The sequence below is a fragment of the Cryobacterium sp. N21 genome (assembly GCF_002929575.1).
In the GTDB taxonomy this organism is placed as follows: domain Bacteria; phylum Actinomycetota; class Actinomycetes; order Actinomycetales; family Microbacteriaceae; genus Cryobacterium; species Cryobacterium flavum.
Genome location: NZ_PJJQ01000032.1, coordinates 25,014 through 42,957, shown reverse-complemented (window position 1 = coordinate 42,957; position 17,944 = coordinate 25,014). Strand labels below are relative to the sequence as shown.

Sequence of the window (17,944 nt, the reverse complement as noted above, 5' to 3'; positions counted from 1 at the left end):
CATGCTGGCGGGCCTCGCCGAAATCGCGGAGGTCGGCCGCGATTCCCGCCGCAGCGGCTACTCTCGCCACCTCTGGCAGGCGGCCGACCTCGAGCTGCGCTCCTGGTTTGTCGAGCGCGCCGAACGCCTCGGCCTCGATGTCGAAACCGACCGCAACGGTAACCTCTGGGCGTGGTGGGGCCAGCCCGGAACGGATGCCGTCGTCACCGGCAGCCACCTCGACTCGGTTCCCGGCGGCGGCGCCTACGACGGTCCGCTCGGCGTGGTCTCCTCACTGGAGGCCATCGCTCGGCTGCAGGCGAGCGGATTCGTGGCGTCGAGGCCGTGCGCCATTTTGATGTTCGCCGAAGAAGAAGGCTCCCGCTTCGGCGTCGCCTGCCTCGGCTCCAGGCTGTTGGCCGGCGCGATCGACGCCGACCAGGCCCGAGCGCTCACCGACCGTGACGGCGTCACGCTCGCGGAGGCCGCCCGAACTGTCGGTGTCGACCCGGCGCACCTCGGCGTCGACCGCGATGCGCTCGCCCGCATCGGGTTGTTCATCGAACTGCACGTTGAGCAGGGCCGCGGCTTGATCGATCTCGGCCAGCCCGTGGCCGTGGCGTCGTCGATTCTCGCTCACGGACGCTGGCGACTCACCGTTACCGGCCAGGGGAACCACGCCGGTGCTACCACCATGGCCGAGCGCCGCGACCCGATGGTCGCCACCGCCGCAGCCATCGTCGGCGTGCAGACCGCAGCCCTGGGTCGCCCGGGCACCCGCGCGACGATCGGCCGCATCGAAGCGATCCCGGGCGGCACCAACGTCATCGCGAGCCGCGTCGACGCCTGGCTTGACGCCCGCGCCGAGACCGACGAGGAAACCCGCCTGCTCGTGGCCGACATTGCCGCCAGCGCCCAGCAGGCTGCCGCGCACAACGGATGCTCCGCCACCCTCACCGAGGAATCCTGGGCTGGAGCGGTGCAGTTTCACCCCGGGTTGCGCGAGCGGTTTGCGCAGGCCCTCGGTCAGGTGCCAGAACTGGCCACCGGGGCCGGCCACGACGCCGGCGTGCTCGCCGCTCGGGTGCCGAGCGCGATGTTGTTCGTGCGCAACCCCACCGGCATCTCGCACGCGCCGGAGGAATTCGCCGAGGTCGCGGACTGTGTCGCCGGCGTCGACGCTTTGGAACTGCTGCTGAGAGAACTACTGTGAACGCATTCTGGTGCGAGTACCTGCTGGTCGACGGCCGGGCAGTCGCGGGGGTGCGGCTGGAGGCTGGCGCAGACGGACGCATCGCGCGGGTTCAGCCGGGGGCTGCGGCGGAGGCGGCGGACATCCGTTTGGGTACGATCGTGCCCGGGTTTGGCAATGCGCACTCGCATACTTTTCACCGCGCACTGCGCGGCCAGACCCACGGGGAGGGCGGCGATTTCTGGCTCTGGCGGGAGCGGATGTACCGGGTCGCCGCCCAACTCGACCCCGTCAAGTATCAGGCGCTGGCCACAGCTGTGTTCGCCGAGATGCTCGTCAGCGGCTACACGGCGGTCGGCGAGTTTCACTATGTGCATCATCACTTCGATGGAACGCCGTATGACACCGAGCACGCCATGGAACTGGCGCTTGCGGCGGCGGCGCGGGCCGTCGGCATCCGTTTGGTGCTGCTCGACACCGTCTACCTGCAGGGTGGCATTGGTCGGGAGCTGGCACCCCAGCAGCGAGCGTTTGGCGATGGCAGTGCCGCCGGCTGGCTGGCCCGCTGGCACGCGCTTCGTGATCAGCTGGCCGGAGACGAGCTGGTAACACTCGGAGCGGCCCTGCACTCGGTGCGCGCGGTCACGCCCGACGCGATGCGCGAGGTACTCGCCGGGCTGCCCGGCGAGATTCCCCTGCACATTCACCTCTCCGAGCAGCCGTGGGAGAACGCGGACTGCCTGGCCGCGTACAGAATGACCCCGGCCGGCCTGCTCGCTTCGCTCGGGGCACTCGCGCCGCGCCTGAGCGTGGTGCACGCGACCCATCTCAGCGACGACGACCGTGCACTTCTCGGCGACGCCGGGGTGAGCGTCGTCATGTGCCCGACCACCGAAGCTGACCTCGGCGACGGCATCGGGCCGGCGCTCGCGCTGGCCGCAGCGGGTGCCCCGATCGCGCTCGGCTCCGATCAGAACGCGGTCATCGACCCGTTGCTGGAGATGCGCGGCCTCGAAATGGGCGAACGGCTCGCCTCCCATCAGCGCGGACGGTTCACCCCGGCCGAGTTGCTGAACGCGGCGTCGACCGCCGGCTATGCCACCCTCGGGCTCGGCCGCCACCGGCTGCAAGTCGGCGACCCGTGCGATCTCGTCGAGATCAGCACGACCGGCGTGCGCACGGTCGGGTCGTTGCCGGAGCAATTGCCGCTGACCGCGACGGCCTCCGACGTGCTGCGCGTGTTCGTCGGCGGGCGCCTGGTCGCCGAGTGCGGTCAGCTGGTTGGCGGCGAGCGGCCGGCAACACTCATGGCCGCTGCGCTCACTAGGCTCGGCAGATGACCGAGTTGATCACGGGCATCGGCGAGCTGACCACGCACGATGACTCCGGCGAGCGCCGGCACGACGCGGCTCTGGTGATCGGTGACGGCCACATTCTCTGGATCGGCCCGGCCGCCCAGGCACCCGCCGCCGATCGTCAAACGGATGTCGGTGGCCGCGCGGTTCTGCCCGGCTGGGTCGACACGCACACCCATCTCGTGTTCGGCGGGGACCGCTCGGCCGAGTTCGAAGCCCGCATGGCGGGCCAGGCCTACGCCGCCGGCGGCATCAACACGACCGTCGCGGCGACGCGTGCTGCGAGCGAGGGCGAGCTCGTGGCCACGGCGCGCGGCCTGCGCCGCGAGGCGGAAGCCCAGGGCACCACCTTTCTCGAAACGAAGACCGGCTACGGGCTCGATGTCGCAAGTGAGGCTCGTTCGGCGCGGGCCGCCGCCCAGGTGGCCGATGTCGTGACCTTTCTCGGTGCCCACATCGTGCCCCCCGACATGGACCGTCGGGACTACCTCGACCTCGTGACCGGGCCGATGCTCTCGGCTGTGCTTCCCTACGTGCAGTTCATTGATGCGTTCTGTGAGCAGGGCGCATTCGACGTCGAAGAGACCCGCGAGGTGCTGCTGGTCGGCCGGGCCGCTGGCCTGGGATTGCGGGTGCACGGCAACCAGCTGGGATTCAGCGGTGGTGTGCGGCTCGCCGCCGAGCTGGGCGCTCACAGTGTTGACCACTGCAACTACCTGGAGCCGGCCGATATCGACGCGCTGGCCGCATCGACCACGGTCGCCACGCTGCTTCCGGCCTGCGATCTGTCGACCCGGCAGCCGTTCCCGCCGGCCCGCCGGCTGCTCGACGCCGGCGTGAGCATCGCCCTCGCGACCAACTGCAATCCTGGCACCTCGTACACGACGTCGATGCCGTTCTGTGTGGCGACCGCCGTGCTGCAGATGGGTCTGACCGTCGGTGAGGCTGTTTGGGCGGCAACCCGTGGAGCAGCCCGGTCGCTCGGCCGCGACCAGGGAGCGGATGCCGTCGGCTCCCTGTTTGTCGGCGGCCGCGCCGACCTGCAGGTTCTGAATGCTCCGTCGATTTCCCACCTGGCCTACCGCCCCGGAGTGCCGTTGACCGCTTCGGTCTGGCGCCGAGGGGTGCGCGTTGACTCCGACGTGAGATGCGAGAGGCAGGGAGCGCAAACTACGCTAGGGGGATGACCTCTGGCCCGATCACACCGCCCCTCGCCGCACCCGTCGCCGCACAGAAGCCGCACCGCCGCGAACACCACAACGACGTCTATATCGACGACTACGAGTGGCTGCGCGACAAGGACAGCCCCGAGGTCATCGCCCACCTCGAGGCCGAGAACAGCTACACAGAGGCCCGCACCGCCAATCAGGAGCCACTCCGGCAGCAGATCTTCAACGAGATCAAGAACCGCACCCAGGAAACCGACCTCAGCGTTCCGGTGCGCCGCGGCACCTTCTGGTACTACACCCGCACCGTCGAGGGTCAGGAATACGGCATCCACTGTCGGGCACCGATCAGCGGCCCGGATGACTGGGCCGCGCCGATACTCGGTGACGCCCACCAGGGTGTGCCCGGCGAGCAGATTCTGCTCGATGACAACGTTGAAGCCGAAGGCCACGAGTTCTTCTCGCTCGGCAGCTTCGACCTGAGCAATGACGGCACCCAGCTGCTCTATGCCGTCGACGTGGAGGGCGACGAACGCTACACGATTCGGGTGCGCACCATCGCAACCGGCGAAAACCTCACGGACACGATCGAAAATACCAGCGCCGGTGCTCTGTTCGACCCGAGCGGACGCTACCTGTTCTACACAACCGTCGACGATGCCTGGCGCCCCGACACCGTGTGGCGGCATGAAATCGGCACCGCCCGAGACACTGATGCCAGCATCTTTCACGAACCCGACGAACGATTCTGGGTGGGCGTCGGCATCACCCGCAGCCGCAAGTTCCTCATGATCGAGGCCGGGTCGAGCGTCACCACCGAGTCCTGGGTGCTCAATGCGAGCGACCCGACCGGCGAGTTCACCGTGGTCTGGCCACGGCAAGACAACACGGAATACGACGTCGAGCACGCCGTCATCGATGGCGAAGACCGCCTGCTGATCGTGCACAACGGCGGCAATGCAGTGAACTTCGAGCTGGTCAGCGTAGCAGCCGAAGACCCGCAGGGCGTCAAACGGATGCTGCTGCCCCACGACCCCGAGATCCGCCTCGAAAGCGTCGACGCCTTCGCCGACTTTCTCGTCGTGGAATATCGCCGGGACGGCCTCACCCGGCTCGCCATCGACCGCCACGACGCGAGCGGACTGACCGAGCTTGACTTCGACGAGCCCCTGTTCGCCGTCGGTTCGGCCGGCAACCCGGAGTGGACCCAGCCCACCCTGCGGTTCGGTTTCACCAGTTTCGTCACCCCCTCAACGGTGTACGACCTCGTCGTTGCGACGGGCGAGCGGCGCCTGCTCAAGCAACAGCCCGTGCTCGGCGGCTACGACGCCACACTCTACGAACAACGCCGCGAATGGGCCACCGCCGCCGACGGCACCCGCGTGCCCATCTCACTGGTCTACCGCCCCGACCTCGTCACGCCCGGCACACCGGCTCCGATCCTGCTCTACGGCTACGGCTCCTACGAGCACAGCATCGACCCCGGATTCGGCATCGCCCGGCTCAGCCTGCTCGACCGCGGCATGATCTTCGCCATCGCGCACGTGCGCGGCGGCGGCGAGCTCGGCCGCACCTGGTATGAAAACGGCAAGACGACGACCAAGCGCAATACCTTCACCGACTTCGTCAGCTGCGCCCGGCACCTCATCGACGCGGGCTTCACCACCCCCGGCCAGCTGGTCGCCGAGGGCGGAAGCGCCGGCGGACTGCTCATGGGCGCCGTCGCCAACCTCGCACCCGAGCTGTTCTCCGGCATTCTCGCCGAGGTTCCGTTCGTCGACGCCCTCACCTCGATTCTCGACCCGTCCCTCCCGCTTACCGTGATCGAGTGGGACGAATGGGGCGACCCGCTGCACGACGCCGAGGTGTACGCCTATATGAAGTCCTACTCCCCCGTCGAGAATGTTCGGGCCGTGGCCTATCCGGCAATTCTGGCCGTGACCAGCCTGAACGATACCCGGGTGCTCTACGTCGAGCCGGCCAAATGGGTGGCCAAGCTGCGCGTAGTGGGAGCGGATGCCCTGCTCAAGACCGAAATGTCGGCCGGCCACGGCGGCGTTTCCGGTCGGTACAGCGCCTGGCACGAACGGGCGTTCAACTACGCCTGGGTGCTCGACGCCGCCGGCCTGAACCGAGAGTGACCGCGCGGGAAATGTCAGATTCTGACGACACCCCGGCCTGGAAGCGGCTGGTGTTGCCGGGGGAACCGCCGGCATCCGCTGTGCCGCGTATCGGTAATTTCGGGCAGCCTCGGCTGACCCCGAAGGGCCCACAAGTACCGATGGGGCTGCAGTTCGAGCTGCGCGAGCAGACGCCGCGCACCAACGACCGCTGGCGCGGCCCGACCGCCAAAACCGTGAAAACGCTCGCGAAGGGCCACGGCGAATTCCGGCTGGGCGTGCGACCGGTCATTCACAACGCCCAGGGCAACTGGGTGCGCAGCAATGTCACCTGGAGCCACCTCACCTTTCAGCTGAACCGGTTCAACCTCGACCCCGAACACCACCGCTGGATCTCGCAGTTCGCCGCCCTCTACAAGGCCGTGCGCGAGGTCTACTCCAGCCAGGAAACCGACTGGATCTACCTTGACAATTTCACCAGCCCGCTGCTGTGGCCGCTGCTGGCCGAGGCCGAACAGCTTGGCATCGGCCTGGTCGGCAACAAGAAAGGCGTTGTCGTGCGGGTCGCCTCGCTCGCCGAGATCAGCCTCGACGCCTCCCAACCGGATGCCGCCGGCCCGCTCACCCTGCAAGCGCGCCTCCAGTTCGACGGCGCCCCGCATCCGCTCGAGGCCGCGGGAGTCATCGCCGGCCACGGCGTTTACAGTGCGCGGTTCGGCGCCGCCACCGTGTTCACCCTCGCGCCGACGGCCGGCCCGCTGAGCGACGAGCAGCGTCACCTGGTCGGGCAGGTCGGCGCGGCGATCGTTCCCGCGGCCGACACGGCCGAGTTTCTGGGCACGGTCTACCCGGCCTTGCAACGCCGGGTCGCGGTCACCAGCACGGATGCCTCCGTGCAGTTTCCCGAGGTACTGCCCGACAACTTTGAGCGCACCGAAACGCCCCACCTCGTGATCACAACCCTGGAGACCGACCAGCGCGACTGGTTCGACCTCGGCGTGATCGTCACCGTCGGCGCGATCACCGTGCCGTTCGCGCCGCTGTTCAAGGCGCTCGCGAAAGGCCAGACCCGCCTAAAACTGGTCGACAACAGCTACCTGTCGCTCAAGCAACCCGAGTTTGAGCAGCTGCACGAGCTCATCAACGAAGCCCGCGCGCTGCATGAATGGGAAACGGGCCTGCGCATCAGCCGCTACCAGGCCAGCCTGTGGAGCGATTTCGAGGACCTCGCCGACGAGACCGTGCCGGCCGTGTCGTGGCGGGCGGCCGCCGCGGGGCTCAAAGACCTCAGCGGCGTCGACGCGATCGCGCTTCCCGACGGTGTGCATGCCACCCTCCGCCCCTACCAGCAGGAGGGCTTCGCCTGGCTCGCGTTCTTGTGGAAGCACCAGCTCGGCGGGGTGCTCGCCGATGACATGGGGCTCGGCAAGACGCTGCAAACCCTGGCGCTGCTGGTGCACGCGAGAGGCTCGGGGCCGTTTCTGGTCGTGGCACCGACATCCGTTGTGGCGAACTGGCGCAGCGAGGCGACCCGCTTCGCCCCGGGCCTCACGGTTCGCACGCTCACCGCGACCGAGACGAAAAGTCGCACCCTGATAGCGGATGCCGCCGCCGGCATCGACGTGCTCGTCACCTCCTACGCGCTGTTCCGTCTCGACTTCGACGCGTACCAGGCGGTTTCCTGGGCCGGCCTCATTCTCGATGAGGCACAGTTCGTGAAGAACCGCACCAGCCGAGCGTATGCCTGCGCGAAGGAGCTGGACACACCGTTCAAACTGGCCATCACCGGCACCCCGATCGAGAACAACCTGATGGACCTGTGGTCCCTGTTCAGCATCGTCGCTCCCGGCCTGTTCGCGTCGTCGCGCAAATTCACCGAGGACTACGTGCGGCCGGTGACGCGCGGGGAGAGTCCGGAGCAACTCGCGAAGCTGCGCCGGCGCATCCGCCCTCTGATTCTGCGCCGCACCAAGGAGGTCGTCGCCCGCGACCTGCCGCCGAAGCAGGAACAGGAACTGCAGATCGCGCTGAACCCTGCGCACCAGAAGCTCTACGACACCTTCCTGCAGCGCGAACGGCAGAAACTCTACGGTCTGATCGAGGAGCTCGACAAGAACCGGTTCATCATTTTTCGCTCGCTCACCCTGCTGCGGCTGCTCAGCCTTGACGCCTCGCTCGTCGATAAGAAGTATGCCGGTGTGCGCTCGAGCAAGCTCGACGCCCTGTTCGAGCAGCTCGACGATGTCATCGCCGAGGGGCACAAGGCCCTCATCTTCAGCCAGTTCACCTCTTTTCTGAAGCTCGCGGCCGCCCGGCTCGACGCGCAGGGCGTTCCGTATTGCTATCTCGACGGGTCGACGCTGCGCCGCAGCGAGGTGATCGACCGGTTCAAGAGCGGGGCCGCGCCGGTGTTTCTGATCAGCCTCAAGGCCGGCGGCTTCGGTCTCAACCTCACCGAAGCCGACTACGTCTTTCTGCTTGACCCGTGGTGGAACCCGCAGACGGAGACGCAGGCCATCGACCGCACCCACCGCATCGGCCAGACCCGAAACGTGATGGTCTACCGACTCGTCGCCACCGGCACCATCGAGGAGAAGGTGGTGGCGCTGCAGAAGCAGAAGTCCCAACTGTTCAGTTCGGTGCTCGACGACGATGCCATGTTCAGCACCGCTCTCACCGCCGACGACATTCGCGGCCTGCTCGAACCGTGACCAGGGTTAGACGTCGCTTGAGGCTGCCCAGAGGTTGATGCCGTTATCGACGGCATGCACGTCGATCGCGGTGAGTTCCTCGGCGCTGAACTCAAGGTGCTGCAGCGCCCCGACGTTGGTTTCGAGCTGGGCAACCGACGAGGCGCCGATCAGAGCGCTGGTCACCTCGGAATTGCGCAGGATCCAAGCCAGTGCCATCTGTGCGAGCGACTGGCCGCGTTCGGACGCGATCTCGGTCAGCGCCCGAATGTGAGTCAGCGCCTCCGCGCTCACCATCGACTTGTTCGCCGATCCGTCCCTGGCCACCCGGGAGTCGGCCGGGATACCACCAAGGTAGCGGTCAGTGAGCAGTCCCTGGGCCAGCGGCGAGAACGCAATGCAGCCGGCTCCGATGTCTTCGAGGGTGTCGAGCAGGTCGCCCTCGACCCACCGGTTGAACATGGAATACGAAGGCTGGTGAATGAGCAGCGGCGTGCCGAGGTCAGCCAGAATCGCCGCGGCCGCGAGGGTGCGCTCCGGCGAGTACGAGGAGATTCCGGCGTACAGGGCACGGCCGCTCGTGACGGCCGTGTGCAGGGCGCCCATGGTCTCTTCGAGCGGAGTGTCGGGGTCGGCTCGATGGGAGTAGAAGATGTCGACGTAGTCCACCCCCATGCGGGAGAGCGACTGGTCGAGGCTCGACAGCAGGTATTTGCGGCTGCCGAAGTTGCCGTACGGGCCCGGCCACATGTCGTAGCCAGCCTTGGTGGAAAGCACAACCTCGTCGCGGTGCGCCGCGAAGTCTTCACGAAACAGCTGACCGAAGTTGGTTTCGGCCGAGCCGTAGGGAGGCCCGTAGTTGTTGGCGAGGTCGAAGTGGGTGATGCCGAGATCGAAGGCTCGGCGCAGAATGGCTCGCTGCGTTGCGAGCGGCTTATCATCACCGAAGTTCTGCCACAGGCCCAGCGAAATGGCGGGAAGTTTGAGGCCGCTCCGCCCCGCCCGGCGGTACGGCATGGACTCGTAGCGGGATTCATTCGGGAGATAGGTCATCAGAACATGATCCCATTTTTCTGGTCAGTGTGGACATGATCACGCAGGTATCCGGCGAAACCGGCCGGGGCCCGACCGATTCGTCGCCCAGAGGTCAATACGGGAATCAGCGCCGTGCGGGCCTCGACCACCCCGAGATTGCGCAGCGCTGCCACGAGCAGCACGTCTTCATCCCGATCAACGGGCGCAAATTCCCCGGCAGCAAGATAGCGGTCGGCACGTACACCCAGATTGGCGCCGTGAACGTGCGGATGCCCCTCGCCGATCGTGTGCAGCTCCTCCCAGCGCAGCAGTTCGTGGGCGGCCAGATCGTCATCGGGCTGCACGGTTCCGAGCACAAGCTCGGCCCCGTTACGCGCCAGGGCGAGTTGGCTGACCAGCCAGTTCGGCGGCACGGCCGAGTCTGCATCGGTCGTCGCGATCCAAATCTGCGAAGCGGATGCCGCTCCATCCGTTTGCAAACACCCAAGCCGCCCCAGCGCGTGCCGAATACCGTCGCGGCGGGCTACACCGACCGCCCCAGCCGCGATCTCGTAACGTCGAAAAGCTCTCCAGTGAGCGGCGACGCGCGCGGACAGGTCCGTGCACTGGTCCAGCACCAGAACCACGAACACTCGCGGTCGCTCCGGCTCCGGCACGACACTCAGCGTGTCGATTGCCGCGGACAGCGCGCTCGAGCAGCGCGGCAGCAGCACCTCTTCGTTGCGCACGGGAACGACGATGACCACGTCTGTGATCGGCAGGGGTTCGGTCACGGCACCAGCCCGTCGCGCTGGGCCACCGACAGGGCCGGCCGCTGCTCGTAGACTTCCAGTACGAAGTCACGTTCCAGATGGTGCACGGTGCGCTGTAGCCCCACCACGTGGGTGAGCTGGGCGTGAACCGCGTCGCCGGTGAGTGGGTAATCGGCGACCGGATGCCGCCAGTGGCAGGCCACGAGTACCCCGCCGACGGCGAGACTGGCGCGGCATCGTTCGAGCAGGCGGCGCAGGTCGCCGGCCGAGCAGTAATACCCCACCTCCGACAGCACGATCAGCTCGAACTCCCCCTCCGGCCAGTCCCCCGGCAGAGTTCTGCGCTCAAAGCCCACTCCCGGGCGGCCCGCGAGCCGTTGCCTGGCAATGACGAGAGGCTGCTCGACCAGATCGACTCCCAGCACGGTCTCACAGCGGTCGGCCAGTTCGGCGGTGAGCACACCGGTGGAGCAGCCCAATTCCAAGGCGGTACCGAACCGTTGCCGGGGCAGTGCCGCGATGAGGGTCGCTCGCTTGCGTTTCTCGTACCACCGGGTCTCAAAACCCCACGGGTCGGGGCCGGAGGAGTAGACGGTGTCGAAATACCCAGCGGTGACGGTGCGGTCGGGGTTGGCGCGGGCATCCGCTGGAGAGTTAGGCCGCGAACCCACCTCAATCAGCGTTTCAAAGTCGCGCGCGAAGTGCGCCCGAAAACCGGGCGGCACGATGGCTTCATCGCCGGGGGAATCCGACAGGGGACCCACCTGGCTGCGATGCAACGCGAGGGCTCGAGCCTTGGCCTTGCGTTCGGCCGGCTTCAGTTGAAATAACCGAACGGTTTCCAAAGGCCATACTGCATCGTCAGGGGTCGACCAGTGCCAGGCCCAGATCGGGTATTCGAACAGGCGCGCCCGTCGTTCACGCACGGCGCGTTCCGCGGCCGCGCTGGCTGCAGCATGATCCGGATGCCCGTCGGCGCGCCACGGCGCCACCACCCAAGTCGAGTCGCCAGCGTCGCCGATTGCCTCGGCGATTGCTCCCTCGGCGATGGCCACGTGCTCGGCGAGTTTGCCGTCGGGAAGTTCCAGCAGGTGAACCTGAGCGTTCGGGGCGAGGTGTGCGAGGGCATCCGTCACCTCAATGCGGCGGATCTGCGCGAGTCTGGCCGCGTCGTGGGTCTGCGACTTCGGGTGCGACGCCTCGCCGTTGCTGAGTACGATGACGACGATCGGCAGCCCGAGCCCGGCGACGTGGGCGATGAGGCCGCCGACACCGAGACTCTCGTCGTCGGGATGCGCTGACACGACGACCAGGCGTTTGAGGGTGTCGAGGCCGAGTGGGGCGAACCGATCGGGCCAGTGGGCTGCTTCCCAGGTCTTCTCGGGTGTTCCGCTGTCGGAATGATTGAACGTCACCATGGCGCACTCCCCCTCGTCACGAGCATGTGGCCCAACGCCGCATCGTCGCGTTCGGCGTGGTGCTGGCGCACATACAGCTGCAGGTCGGCGACCCGCTGGGCATGCCGGGCGTCGAGCGCCAGGGGTGCCGGCCCCAGTGCATGCCCGATGTGGAATATAACGTCATCGACCGTGCGCGCGACGATTCCGCGCACGCGTGCGGCCAGGATCGAACCGGCCTCTCCATCGGCGGCCCCGGCGTCGATGGCTGCGGCCGCCGCCACAAGCGACGTGTGCGCCGCCGTCACCGCCAGATCGACGGCCCCGAGGTGGGCGAGGGCGATCTGGTCGGGAGTGCGGCTGTGGACGGAACCGTACAGTGTGCGCGCCAGTCCCACGGCACCGCCACACCACGCTGCTGCCACACCGATACCGCCCCAGGCGAAGCCCGGTCGACTCAAGTACCATCCGTCGTCGCCGACCGGATCGGCAGCCACGTGCGAGAAATCGACCGGGCCGCTCGTCACCTGGGCGAGCCCGCGGGCCACCCAGACGTCGTCGTGCACGGTCAGCCCGGGTTGACGAAGATCGACGGCGAACAGCCGTCGGCCGGTTGTGGCGTCCGGGCGAACAACGTGCGCGGTCACGAGGGCGTGGCTGAGCAGTCCGGCGAGGGAACACCACGGCTTGACGCCGTCGAGCCGCCAGCCGCCATCCGCCGGCATGGCCGTGAGCGTCATCCCTGGCCCCTCCGCCGCGAAGACACCCCAGGTTTGGTCGGGCCGGGCCGGGTAGCCCGCCTGGTGGAGTATCGCCAGCGCGTCGAGATGCGCCTCGACCACCCGTGCCGCCGTGAGGTCAGCGGCCCCGAGCGTCGACAGGGTGTCGAAGAGCTGCCGGGTGCGCCCTTCCCCCGGCCGGGGAACGGATGCGAGGGAGCTCGCGAGCGTCAGCGCCCGCCGCGCGTCACCGTTGACCGCGCTGGCGGCGCCGGCCAATTCAGCGACAACACGGAACAGTTCAGCCGGCCGCGGGTTCGCTTCAAGCCGCATATGTTAGGAGGAGCGGTGGGCGGACTTCACCGCAGACCGCTTGCGCGGTTTGCGGTTCTCAGCGCTGACCATCCAGGAGTACTGCTCGAGCTTCTCGATAAATGCGTGCAGGATGTCGGCGCTGGTGGGGTCTTCCTCGTCGACCTCATCGTGCACCTTGCGCATATTGTCAACGACGGCATCGAGGCGTTCGGTGATGAGCGTCACCGTCTCGGCGGTGTCGACTTCACCGTCGGGAAACTTGGGCAGGTGGGTGGTTTTGGTGACCGTCTCGCTGCGGCCATCGGGCATGGCGTCGAGGGCGCGCATCCGCTCGGCGACTTCGTCGGAGAATTCGCGAGCGTCAACGATGATTTCATCAAGCTGCAGGTGCAGGTCGCGAAAGTTCTTGCCGACGACGCTCCAGTGCGCCTGCTTGCCCTGAACGTGCAGCTCGATCATATCGACCAAGACGGACTGCAGGTTGTTGCTGAGAGATTCGGAGGCGTGCATGGTGTCCTTTCAATCGGGGTGATTTGCCTCCAGACCATATCACTGCCGCGGAATCTGGGCCACAATGCCACAACCCGACCGAGGACCGCAGACCCGACGTGCGGCCCCGGCACTGGCCAGATGGATGCTCGCGCCAGGCTCAGTCGGCGGTGGTCGTGCGCGCCGGCCGCGGTTTGCTGTACTTCTTGTGCGCGGTCTGCGGGGCGGTACCGAGGATGCGCGCGATAGCGGCCCAGGTGCCGCCGCCGTCGTGCATGGCGGTCACCGCCGCTGTAACTCGCAGGTTGACCTCGGCCCGGTCGCGCACCGCGCGTTCCAGTTCTCGCTCGAGCGCCCGGTAGGGGCGCGCTATATACGGTGCCGGTTCGTCTGCGCGTTCGACCGTTGGATTGGTTCCAACCGGCGGCGCAGGTGCTGTCACGGTGCGGGACTCGTCGGGCTGGCCCGGGGCAACACTGGTCATCGGCAACCTTTCCACTGATGCAATGTAGGCCCGGCAAGTTGCCGCGTCAACCGCTTGACACAAACATTTTGACGCCTGCGCTCTCGGCGTTGTACACATCTCTTCGAACGTGCGTGCGCTATGGCAGAATCGTTGGCATGACAAGTGACGGACCCGCTGGCACGGTTGTTTCCGTCAGCCGTGATGACGAGCACCGCTTCAGCAAGCCGGTGGTGAGCAGCATCCGTTTGCTGGCCGGATTCGGCGTCGAGGGCGACTCGCACGCTGGCGCCACGGCGCAACACCTTTATCTGAAGAAGCGCAACCCCTCGGCTCCGAACCTCTGCCAGGTGCACTTCATTGCGGCCGAACTCTTCGGCGCTCTCACGCCTACCGGCTACGCCGTGGCTCCGGGCGAACTCGGCGAGAACGTGACGACCACCGGACTCGACCTGATGCAGCTACCGCTCGGAACCCTGCTGCACCTCGGCGCCGAGGCTTCGGTGTCGATCACCGGCATGCGCAGTCCGTGTTCGCAGATCAACGGGTACCTAAAAGGCCTGATGAAGCAGCTGATCAGAACGGATGCCGCCGGTACCGTTGAGCGGCGCGGCGGCATCATGGGCGTCGTGGTCACCGGCGGAGTCGTGCACCCGGGCGACGGCATCCGGGTGGAGCTGCCCGCCGGCGAGCACCTGCCCCTCGGCGTGGTCTAGCCTCGAACGTTTGCGCGCCGGCCCGCCACCGGGCCCACCTTACGTCCGTGGGCCCAGTTTATAAACTGGGCCCGTGGACGGGGCCCGGGCCCCGTCCAGAAAAAGTGGCCCGATCTTGCTATTGGGCGTCAGCGGAGGTGTGAAACCACGGCGGGTAGACCGCTACCTTGGGCTTGAACGCGCTGGCCTTCAGGATGCCGCGCACGGTCTCGCGCACGTTGTCGTTGCAGACGCCGATGAGCGTGATCAGTTCCATCGGCACGGCGTCGGGCACGAGCAGCTCGGCTTCGAGGATCATCGCGCCGTCGGCCTCGGCACGCAGGGTCTGCAGCATGCGCTCGGCGGTGGCCGGCGTGGCGCCGAACCGGGTGAGTGCTCCGGCGGCGTCACCGTTCGTGACGGCGACCACGCTGGGAACGAGGGGGGCCCGCTCGTCGGTGGCGTCAGCATCCGTGGCCGTGCCGGTAAACGCAGCGAGACCGTCGTTGATCTTCTTGACCGTACTGACGAGCATGACGAAGTCGAAAGCCTCGGAACCGTGGGCGTCGAGCGCCAGCAGCGGGTCAGCGGTCTCGGCGCGCACGCTCTCCCACACGGTCGCGTTCGGCGACAGGAAGAACGGCACGTACTCGGCAACGCTGCGACCATCGCCGGCGACCAGTGCCGCCCGGCGCAGCTCGCGCGTGGCCGGGGCGGAGATGTCCACAACCGGACGTGTCGTCAGGGCGGCGTTGGCCAGCAGGCGACCGTCCTTCAGGATCGCGGCGAGGTTGCTGATGTGGGTGAGGTGATACACACGCTGCTCGTCGACGTTGTCGGTCGACACTTTCTCGGCCCGCACCGGTCGCGGGGCTCCGGCGACGCGAACCGGGCGAGCCGCGCGGGCGGCGGGCATGGACGCGGTCGGCAGCGGGTCGCGCAGCGAGGACAGCTTCGGCGCGCGGGTCTTCTTCACCGGGGTGAGGGGTTCAGTGACCACTTTGGGATAGCACAGGGCGCACAATTGGCCCTCGAGTCCGTGGATGCATTCGTCGTCCAAGAGGGAAGAACCTTTCGTTTCGCGTACTCGCGCCACTCGGAAAAGCCGAACGCGCATACCGCCTATCAACGTTACGTTCATTTGGGTGGCGACGGTGACCGTTCTTGGCTATTCGGCGACACGAGACGAAGAATCAGTCCGCCAGCCGCGACCTCGATGCGCAGGTGGTCGAGCCCGGGAACAATGAGATCGGCGTCAAGCTCGGCGGCAGCATAGGTTCCGGCGACGCCGATCGTGGTGCAGCCGGCGGCTCGGCCGGCCTGCAATCCGGCGGGCGCATCCTCGATCACCAGGCAGCGTCGCGGGTCGACTCCGAGCCGCGCGGCTCCCTCGAGAAACGGCTCCGGAAAGGGTTTGCCACGGGGGGTGTCATCGATGGTCACGATCACCTTCGGTGCCACCAAAGCGGATGCCCCCAGCCGCGCGACCGCCAGTGGCCGCGCGCAGGACGTGACAATGGCCCGTCGACTCTCCGGCAGGCTGTTCATGAGCGCGGCGGCGCCGGGCAGCACGGTGATGTCGTTGGTGTCGGCGGTTTCGAGCTCGAGAATACGCGCGATCGCTTCGTCGACACGTTCAGCCGGCACGAGTTCCTCGATGATGTCGCGGGCCGGGCGTCCGTGGGACGTCTCGTCCTTGGCCACTTCCCATTCTTCGGCCCACAGTGCCCACGAGCGGTTGACCGCGGGTGTGGAATCGATGAGGGTGCCGTCCATGTCGAAGAGCACGGCATCGAAGGTGCGCCCCTGCAAAACGTTCTCGGTACCGGGGTCGGGCATCCGCTGTCCTTTCGTCGTGGCGGCTGAGTGCCGTTCCTCAACGGTAGGCCACGCATCAATGGCCACGCCATTCGGCGGGGATACGGGCGGGTATCGTGGATAGCAAATAATCAAGCTGGGAGACCGTACCGTGGGGACGACCGTTCTGGTGATTGCGGCCGTTCTGATCGGCTCGAGCATGCAGCGCATCACCGGCATGGGGTTCGCCCTCGTCGCAGCCCCGTTTCTGGTGCTGCTGCTTGGGCCGGTCGATGGCGTCATCGTAGTCAACGTGTGCGGAGCGCTCACCGCGAGCATCATTTTGCTGCGCGTGTTTCGGCAGGTGGTCTGGCGGCGCTACGGCATTCTGGCGATCTGCGCTGTCATCGGCATCGTGCCGGGCTCCTACGTGCTGCAGTTCGTGCCGGCGGCCTGGCTCGAAATTTCGATCGGCGTACTCGTGATCGCCGGCCTGACCATCTCGGTCAATCTGGGCCGCGTCGTTCTGCCCGACCGAACCGGTTTTCGCGTGATAGCCGGGATGGCCAGCGGGTTTATGAACACCACTGCCGGGGTCGGCGGCCCGGCGGTGAGCATTTATGCCATCGCCACGGGGTGGCCGCAACGGTCATTCGCCGCGACCATGCAGCCGTATTTTCTCACGATCGGGCTGGTGTCCCTGGCGTCAAAGTTCGCCCTGGGATCGGCCGATCTGCCGCACCTGCCCGTGCTGGTCTGGGTGCTGATCGCGTGCGCCTGCATTGTCGGGCTTATCGTCGGCGACCGGCTGACCACGGTGATCGAGCCGCACGTGGCCCGACGCCTGCTCGTCATCGTGGCCTATCTCGGGTCGTGCGCGACCATCGTGCGCGGAGTGCTCGAGCTGCTCGCCTGACCCGACCTAGATCGTGAAGTCGACGCCCTCGACCGACACCGATTCGGAGGCGGCCGGATACGCGAGGTGATGCGCGGCATCCGTTTGCATCATTTGCTCGTCGGGATAGGTGGCCGTCACCAGAATGGGCATGTGGTCCGAGGTACCCTGCGGGAGGGTCTCGACGTTGGCGATGGCCAGCCCCATCGACGTGGCCAGATCGAAATGCCCGCGAAAGAACTTGTAGCGGGTGTAGGTGCGCGTGTCGCTGAGCGTGAGGTCGTAGCCGGATTGGTTCACCTTGTTGCCGAGTTTGCCCTGGAAGATCGGGTAGTTGTAGTCGCCGACCATGAGGGTCGGCAGGCCGGGGCCGAGGATGCTCAGTTCTTCGTGCGCGGTGCGGATCTGGTTGCGGCGCAGGGAGTTGAGCGCGGTGAGAGGAGCCGCGTGAAAGGAGGCGACGACGAGTTCACGCTGCGCCACATTGTCGATGAGGCGGGTGGCGATCAGGCGCTCGTGCGCGGGCGCGGCGACGCGGTCGTGCAGCGACTTCTTGAGCGCAAAGGTCTGCGTCTTGATCGCCGTGAAGCGGTCCCGGTTGTAGTAGATGGCCAGGCCGAGCCGGTTGCGGTGGGTCGAATCCGCCAGGTGCAGATGCCCGACCTCGGCCGGCAGATCGATGGTGTTGCATTCCTGCAGGCAGAGGATGTTGGGACTGTAACGCTCGGCCAGGGCGACGAGTTCGCCGCTGGCACGATTCTTGCGGAGGTTGTAACTAATGACCCTCATGGCACCCGTCTCAGACTTGATGGCTATGCCTCAAGCCTACGACTCTCGCCGCGGTCGAAATTGAACATCCGGGGTCTGTTGGCACATGCGCAGGTG

Annotated in this window: 16 protein-coding genes; 7 read left to right on the top strand and 9 right to left on the bottom strand. The window is 67.0% G+C overall.

Going from position 1 to position 17,944, the window contains the following annotated elements; translation table 11 throughout:
• The first annotated feature begins 1 nt into the window (after window position 1).
• The 5 genes from CXY77_RS08880 to CXY77_RS08860 are packed head-to-tail and all read left to right on the top strand — an operon-like array spanning window position 2 to window position 8,523.
• Window positions 2–1,192 (top strand): allantoate amidohydrolase, encoded by a 1,191-nt coding sequence (locus tag CXY77_RS08880; RefSeq protein WP_104088673.1) that lies wholly within the window; start codon window positions 2–4, stop codon window positions 1,190–1,192.
• Entirely contained in the window at window positions 1,189–2,511 is a 1,323-nt protein-coding gene (locus CXY77_RS08875; protein WP_104129960.1) for a formimidoylglutamate deiminase, read from the top strand. The genes CXY77_RS08880 and CXY77_RS08875 overlap by 4 nt, the downstream gene beginning before the upstream one ends.
• A complete protein-coding gene (hutI, locus tag CXY77_RS08870) occupies window positions 2,508–3,713 on the top strand; it encodes an imidazolonepropionase (protein WP_092340832.1) in 1,206 nt (401 codons plus the stop codon). Before CXY77_RS08875 ends, hutI begins: the two co-directional genes overlap by 4 nt.
• The gene (locus tag CXY77_RS08865) at window positions 3,710–5,833 is read left to right on the top strand and encodes a S9 family peptidase (protein WP_104129959.1); all 2,124 of its coding nucleotides are present in this window, start codon (window positions 3,710–3,712) and stop codon (window positions 5,831–5,833) included. The genes hutI and CXY77_RS08865 overlap by 4 nt, the downstream gene beginning before the upstream one ends.
• Window positions 5,834–5,844: 11 nt before the next feature.
• The gene (locus CXY77_RS08860; RefSeq protein ID WP_140425498.1) at window positions 5,845–8,523 is read left to right on the top strand and encodes a DEAD/DEAH box helicase; all 2,679 of its coding nucleotides are present in this window, start codon (window positions 5,845–5,847) and stop codon (window positions 8,521–8,523) included.
• Between the two features lie 6 nt (window positions 8,524–8,529).
• On the opposite strand, the gene mgrA is transcribed toward CXY77_RS08860, so the two are convergent.
• From mgrA to CXY77_RS08830, 6 genes are all read right to left on the bottom strand, one after another.
• Window positions 8,530–9,555: an L-glyceraldehyde 3-phosphate reductase gene (mgrA, locus tag CXY77_RS08855; RefSeq protein ID WP_104129958.1), complete on the bottom strand. Its 1,026-nt coding sequence runs from the start codon at window positions 9,553–9,555 to the stop codon at window positions 8,530–8,532.
• Window positions 9,555–10,310, bottom strand: coding sequence for a glycosyltransferase (locus CXY77_RS08850; RefSeq protein WP_233197324.1), 756 nt, complete (start codon window positions 10,308–10,310; stop codon window positions 9,555–9,557). Before CXY77_RS08850 ends, mgrA begins: the two co-directional genes overlap by 1 nt.
• Complete coding sequence (locus tag CXY77_RS08845) at window positions 10,307–11,707, bottom strand: bifunctional PIG-L family deacetylase/class I SAM-dependent methyltransferase (RefSeq protein WP_104129957.1); 1,401 nt, start codon at window positions 11,705–11,707, stop codon at window positions 10,307–10,309. The genes CXY77_RS08850 and CXY77_RS08845 overlap by 4 nt, the downstream gene beginning before the upstream one ends.
• A complete protein-coding gene (locus tag CXY77_RS08840; RefSeq protein WP_092340828.1) occupies window positions 11,701–12,738 on the bottom strand; it encodes a hypothetical protein in 1,038 nt (345 codons plus the stop codon). Before CXY77_RS08840 ends, CXY77_RS08845 begins: the two co-directional genes overlap by 7 nt.
• A gap of 3 nt (window positions 12,739–12,741) precedes the next feature.
• Window positions 12,742–13,230, bottom strand: a complete 489-nt coding sequence (locus tag CXY77_RS08835) for a Dps family protein (RefSeq protein WP_092340827.1) — start codon at window positions 13,228–13,230, stop codon at window positions 12,742–12,744.
• Window positions 13,231–13,369: 139 nt separating this feature from the next.
• Window positions 13,370–13,693 (bottom strand): hypothetical protein, encoded by a 324-nt coding sequence (locus CXY77_RS08830; protein WP_092340826.1) that lies wholly within the window; start codon window positions 13,691–13,693, stop codon window positions 13,370–13,372.
• A gap of 137 nt (window positions 13,694–13,830) precedes the next feature.
• Between CXY77_RS08830 and CXY77_RS08825 the strand changes: the two genes are divergently transcribed.
• Window positions 13,831–14,388 (top strand): MOSC domain-containing protein, encoded by a 558-nt coding sequence (locus CXY77_RS08825; RefSeq protein WP_092340825.1) that lies wholly within the window; start codon window positions 13,831–13,833, stop codon window positions 14,386–14,388.
• 118 nt (window positions 14,389–14,506) lie between these two features.
• Here the strand turns inward: CXY77_RS08825 and CXY77_RS08820 are convergent, their stop codons facing one another.
• Together CXY77_RS08820 and CXY77_RS08815 are read right to left on the bottom strand one after the other, a co-directional pair.
• Window positions 14,507–15,367, bottom strand: a complete 861-nt coding sequence (locus CXY77_RS08820; protein ID WP_158252804.1) for a DarT ssDNA thymidine ADP-ribosyltransferase family protein — start codon at window positions 15,365–15,367, stop codon at window positions 14,507–14,509.
• Between the two features lie 137 nt (window positions 15,368–15,504).
• Window positions 15,505–16,206 (bottom strand): HAD-IA family hydrolase, encoded by a 702-nt coding sequence (locus tag CXY77_RS08815; RefSeq protein ID WP_104129956.1) that lies wholly within the window; start codon window positions 16,204–16,206, stop codon window positions 15,505–15,507.
• Window positions 16,207–16,336: 130 nt separating this feature from the next.
• On the opposite strand from CXY77_RS08815, the gene CXY77_RS08810 reads away from it, so the two are divergent.
• A complete protein-coding gene (locus tag CXY77_RS08810; protein ID WP_104088648.1) occupies window positions 16,337–17,080 on the top strand; it encodes a sulfite exporter TauE/SafE family protein in 744 nt (247 codons plus the stop codon).
• A gap of 6 nt (window positions 17,081–17,086) precedes the next feature.
• On the opposite strand, the gene CXY77_RS08805 is transcribed toward CXY77_RS08810, so the two are convergent.
• Window positions 17,087–17,848, bottom strand: a complete 762-nt coding sequence (locus CXY77_RS08805) for an endonuclease/exonuclease/phosphatase family protein (protein ID WP_140425497.1) — start codon at window positions 17,846–17,848, stop codon at window positions 17,087–17,089.
• Between the last annotated feature and the right edge of the window lie 96 nt (window positions 17,849–17,944).

Coding starts and splice junctions, on each gene's coding strand:
- CXY77_RS08880 (WP_104088673.1), top strand. CDS start 2: ATGCTGGCGGGCCTCGCCGAAATCGCGGAGGTCGGCCGCGATTCCCGC.
- hutI (WP_092340832.1), top strand. CDS start 2,508: ATGACCGAGTTGATCACGGGCATCGGCGAGCTGACCACGCACGATGAC.
- CXY77_RS08865 (WP_104129959.1), top strand. CDS start 3,710: ATGACCTCTGGCCCGATCACACCGCCCCTCGCCGCACCCGTCGCCGCA.
- CXY77_RS08860 (WP_140425498.1), top strand. CDS start 5,845: ATGTCAGATTCTGACGACACCCCGGCCTGGAAGCGGCTGGTGTTGCCG.
- mgrA (WP_104129958.1), bottom strand. CDS start 9,555: ATGACCTATCTCCCGAATGAATCCCGCTACGAGTCCATGCCGTACCGC.
- CXY77_RS08845 (WP_104129957.1), bottom strand. CDS start 11,707: ATGGTGACGTTCAATCATTCCGACAGCGGAACACCCGAGAAGACCTGG.
- CXY77_RS08840 (WP_092340828.1), bottom strand. CDS start 12,738: ATGCGGCTTGAAGCGAACCCGCGGCCGGCTGAACTGTTCCGTGTTGTC.
- CXY77_RS08835 (WP_092340827.1), bottom strand. CDS start 13,230: ATGCACGCCTCCGAATCTCTCAGCAACAACCTGCAGTCCGTCTTGGTC.
- CXY77_RS08830 (WP_092340826.1), bottom strand. CDS start 13,693: ATGACCAGTGTTGCCCCGGGCCAGCCCGACGAGTCCCGCACCGTGACA.
- CXY77_RS08825 (WP_092340825.1), top strand. CDS start 13,831: ATGACAAGTGACGGACCCGCTGGCACGGTTGTTTCCGTCAGCCGTGAT.
- CXY77_RS08815 (WP_104129956.1), bottom strand. CDS start 16,206: ATGCCCGACCCCGGTACCGAGAACGTTTTGCAGGGGCGCACCTTCGAT.
- CXY77_RS08805 (WP_140425497.1), bottom strand. CDS start 17,848: ATGAGGGTCATTAGTTACAACCTCCGCAAGAATCGTGCCAGCGGCGAA.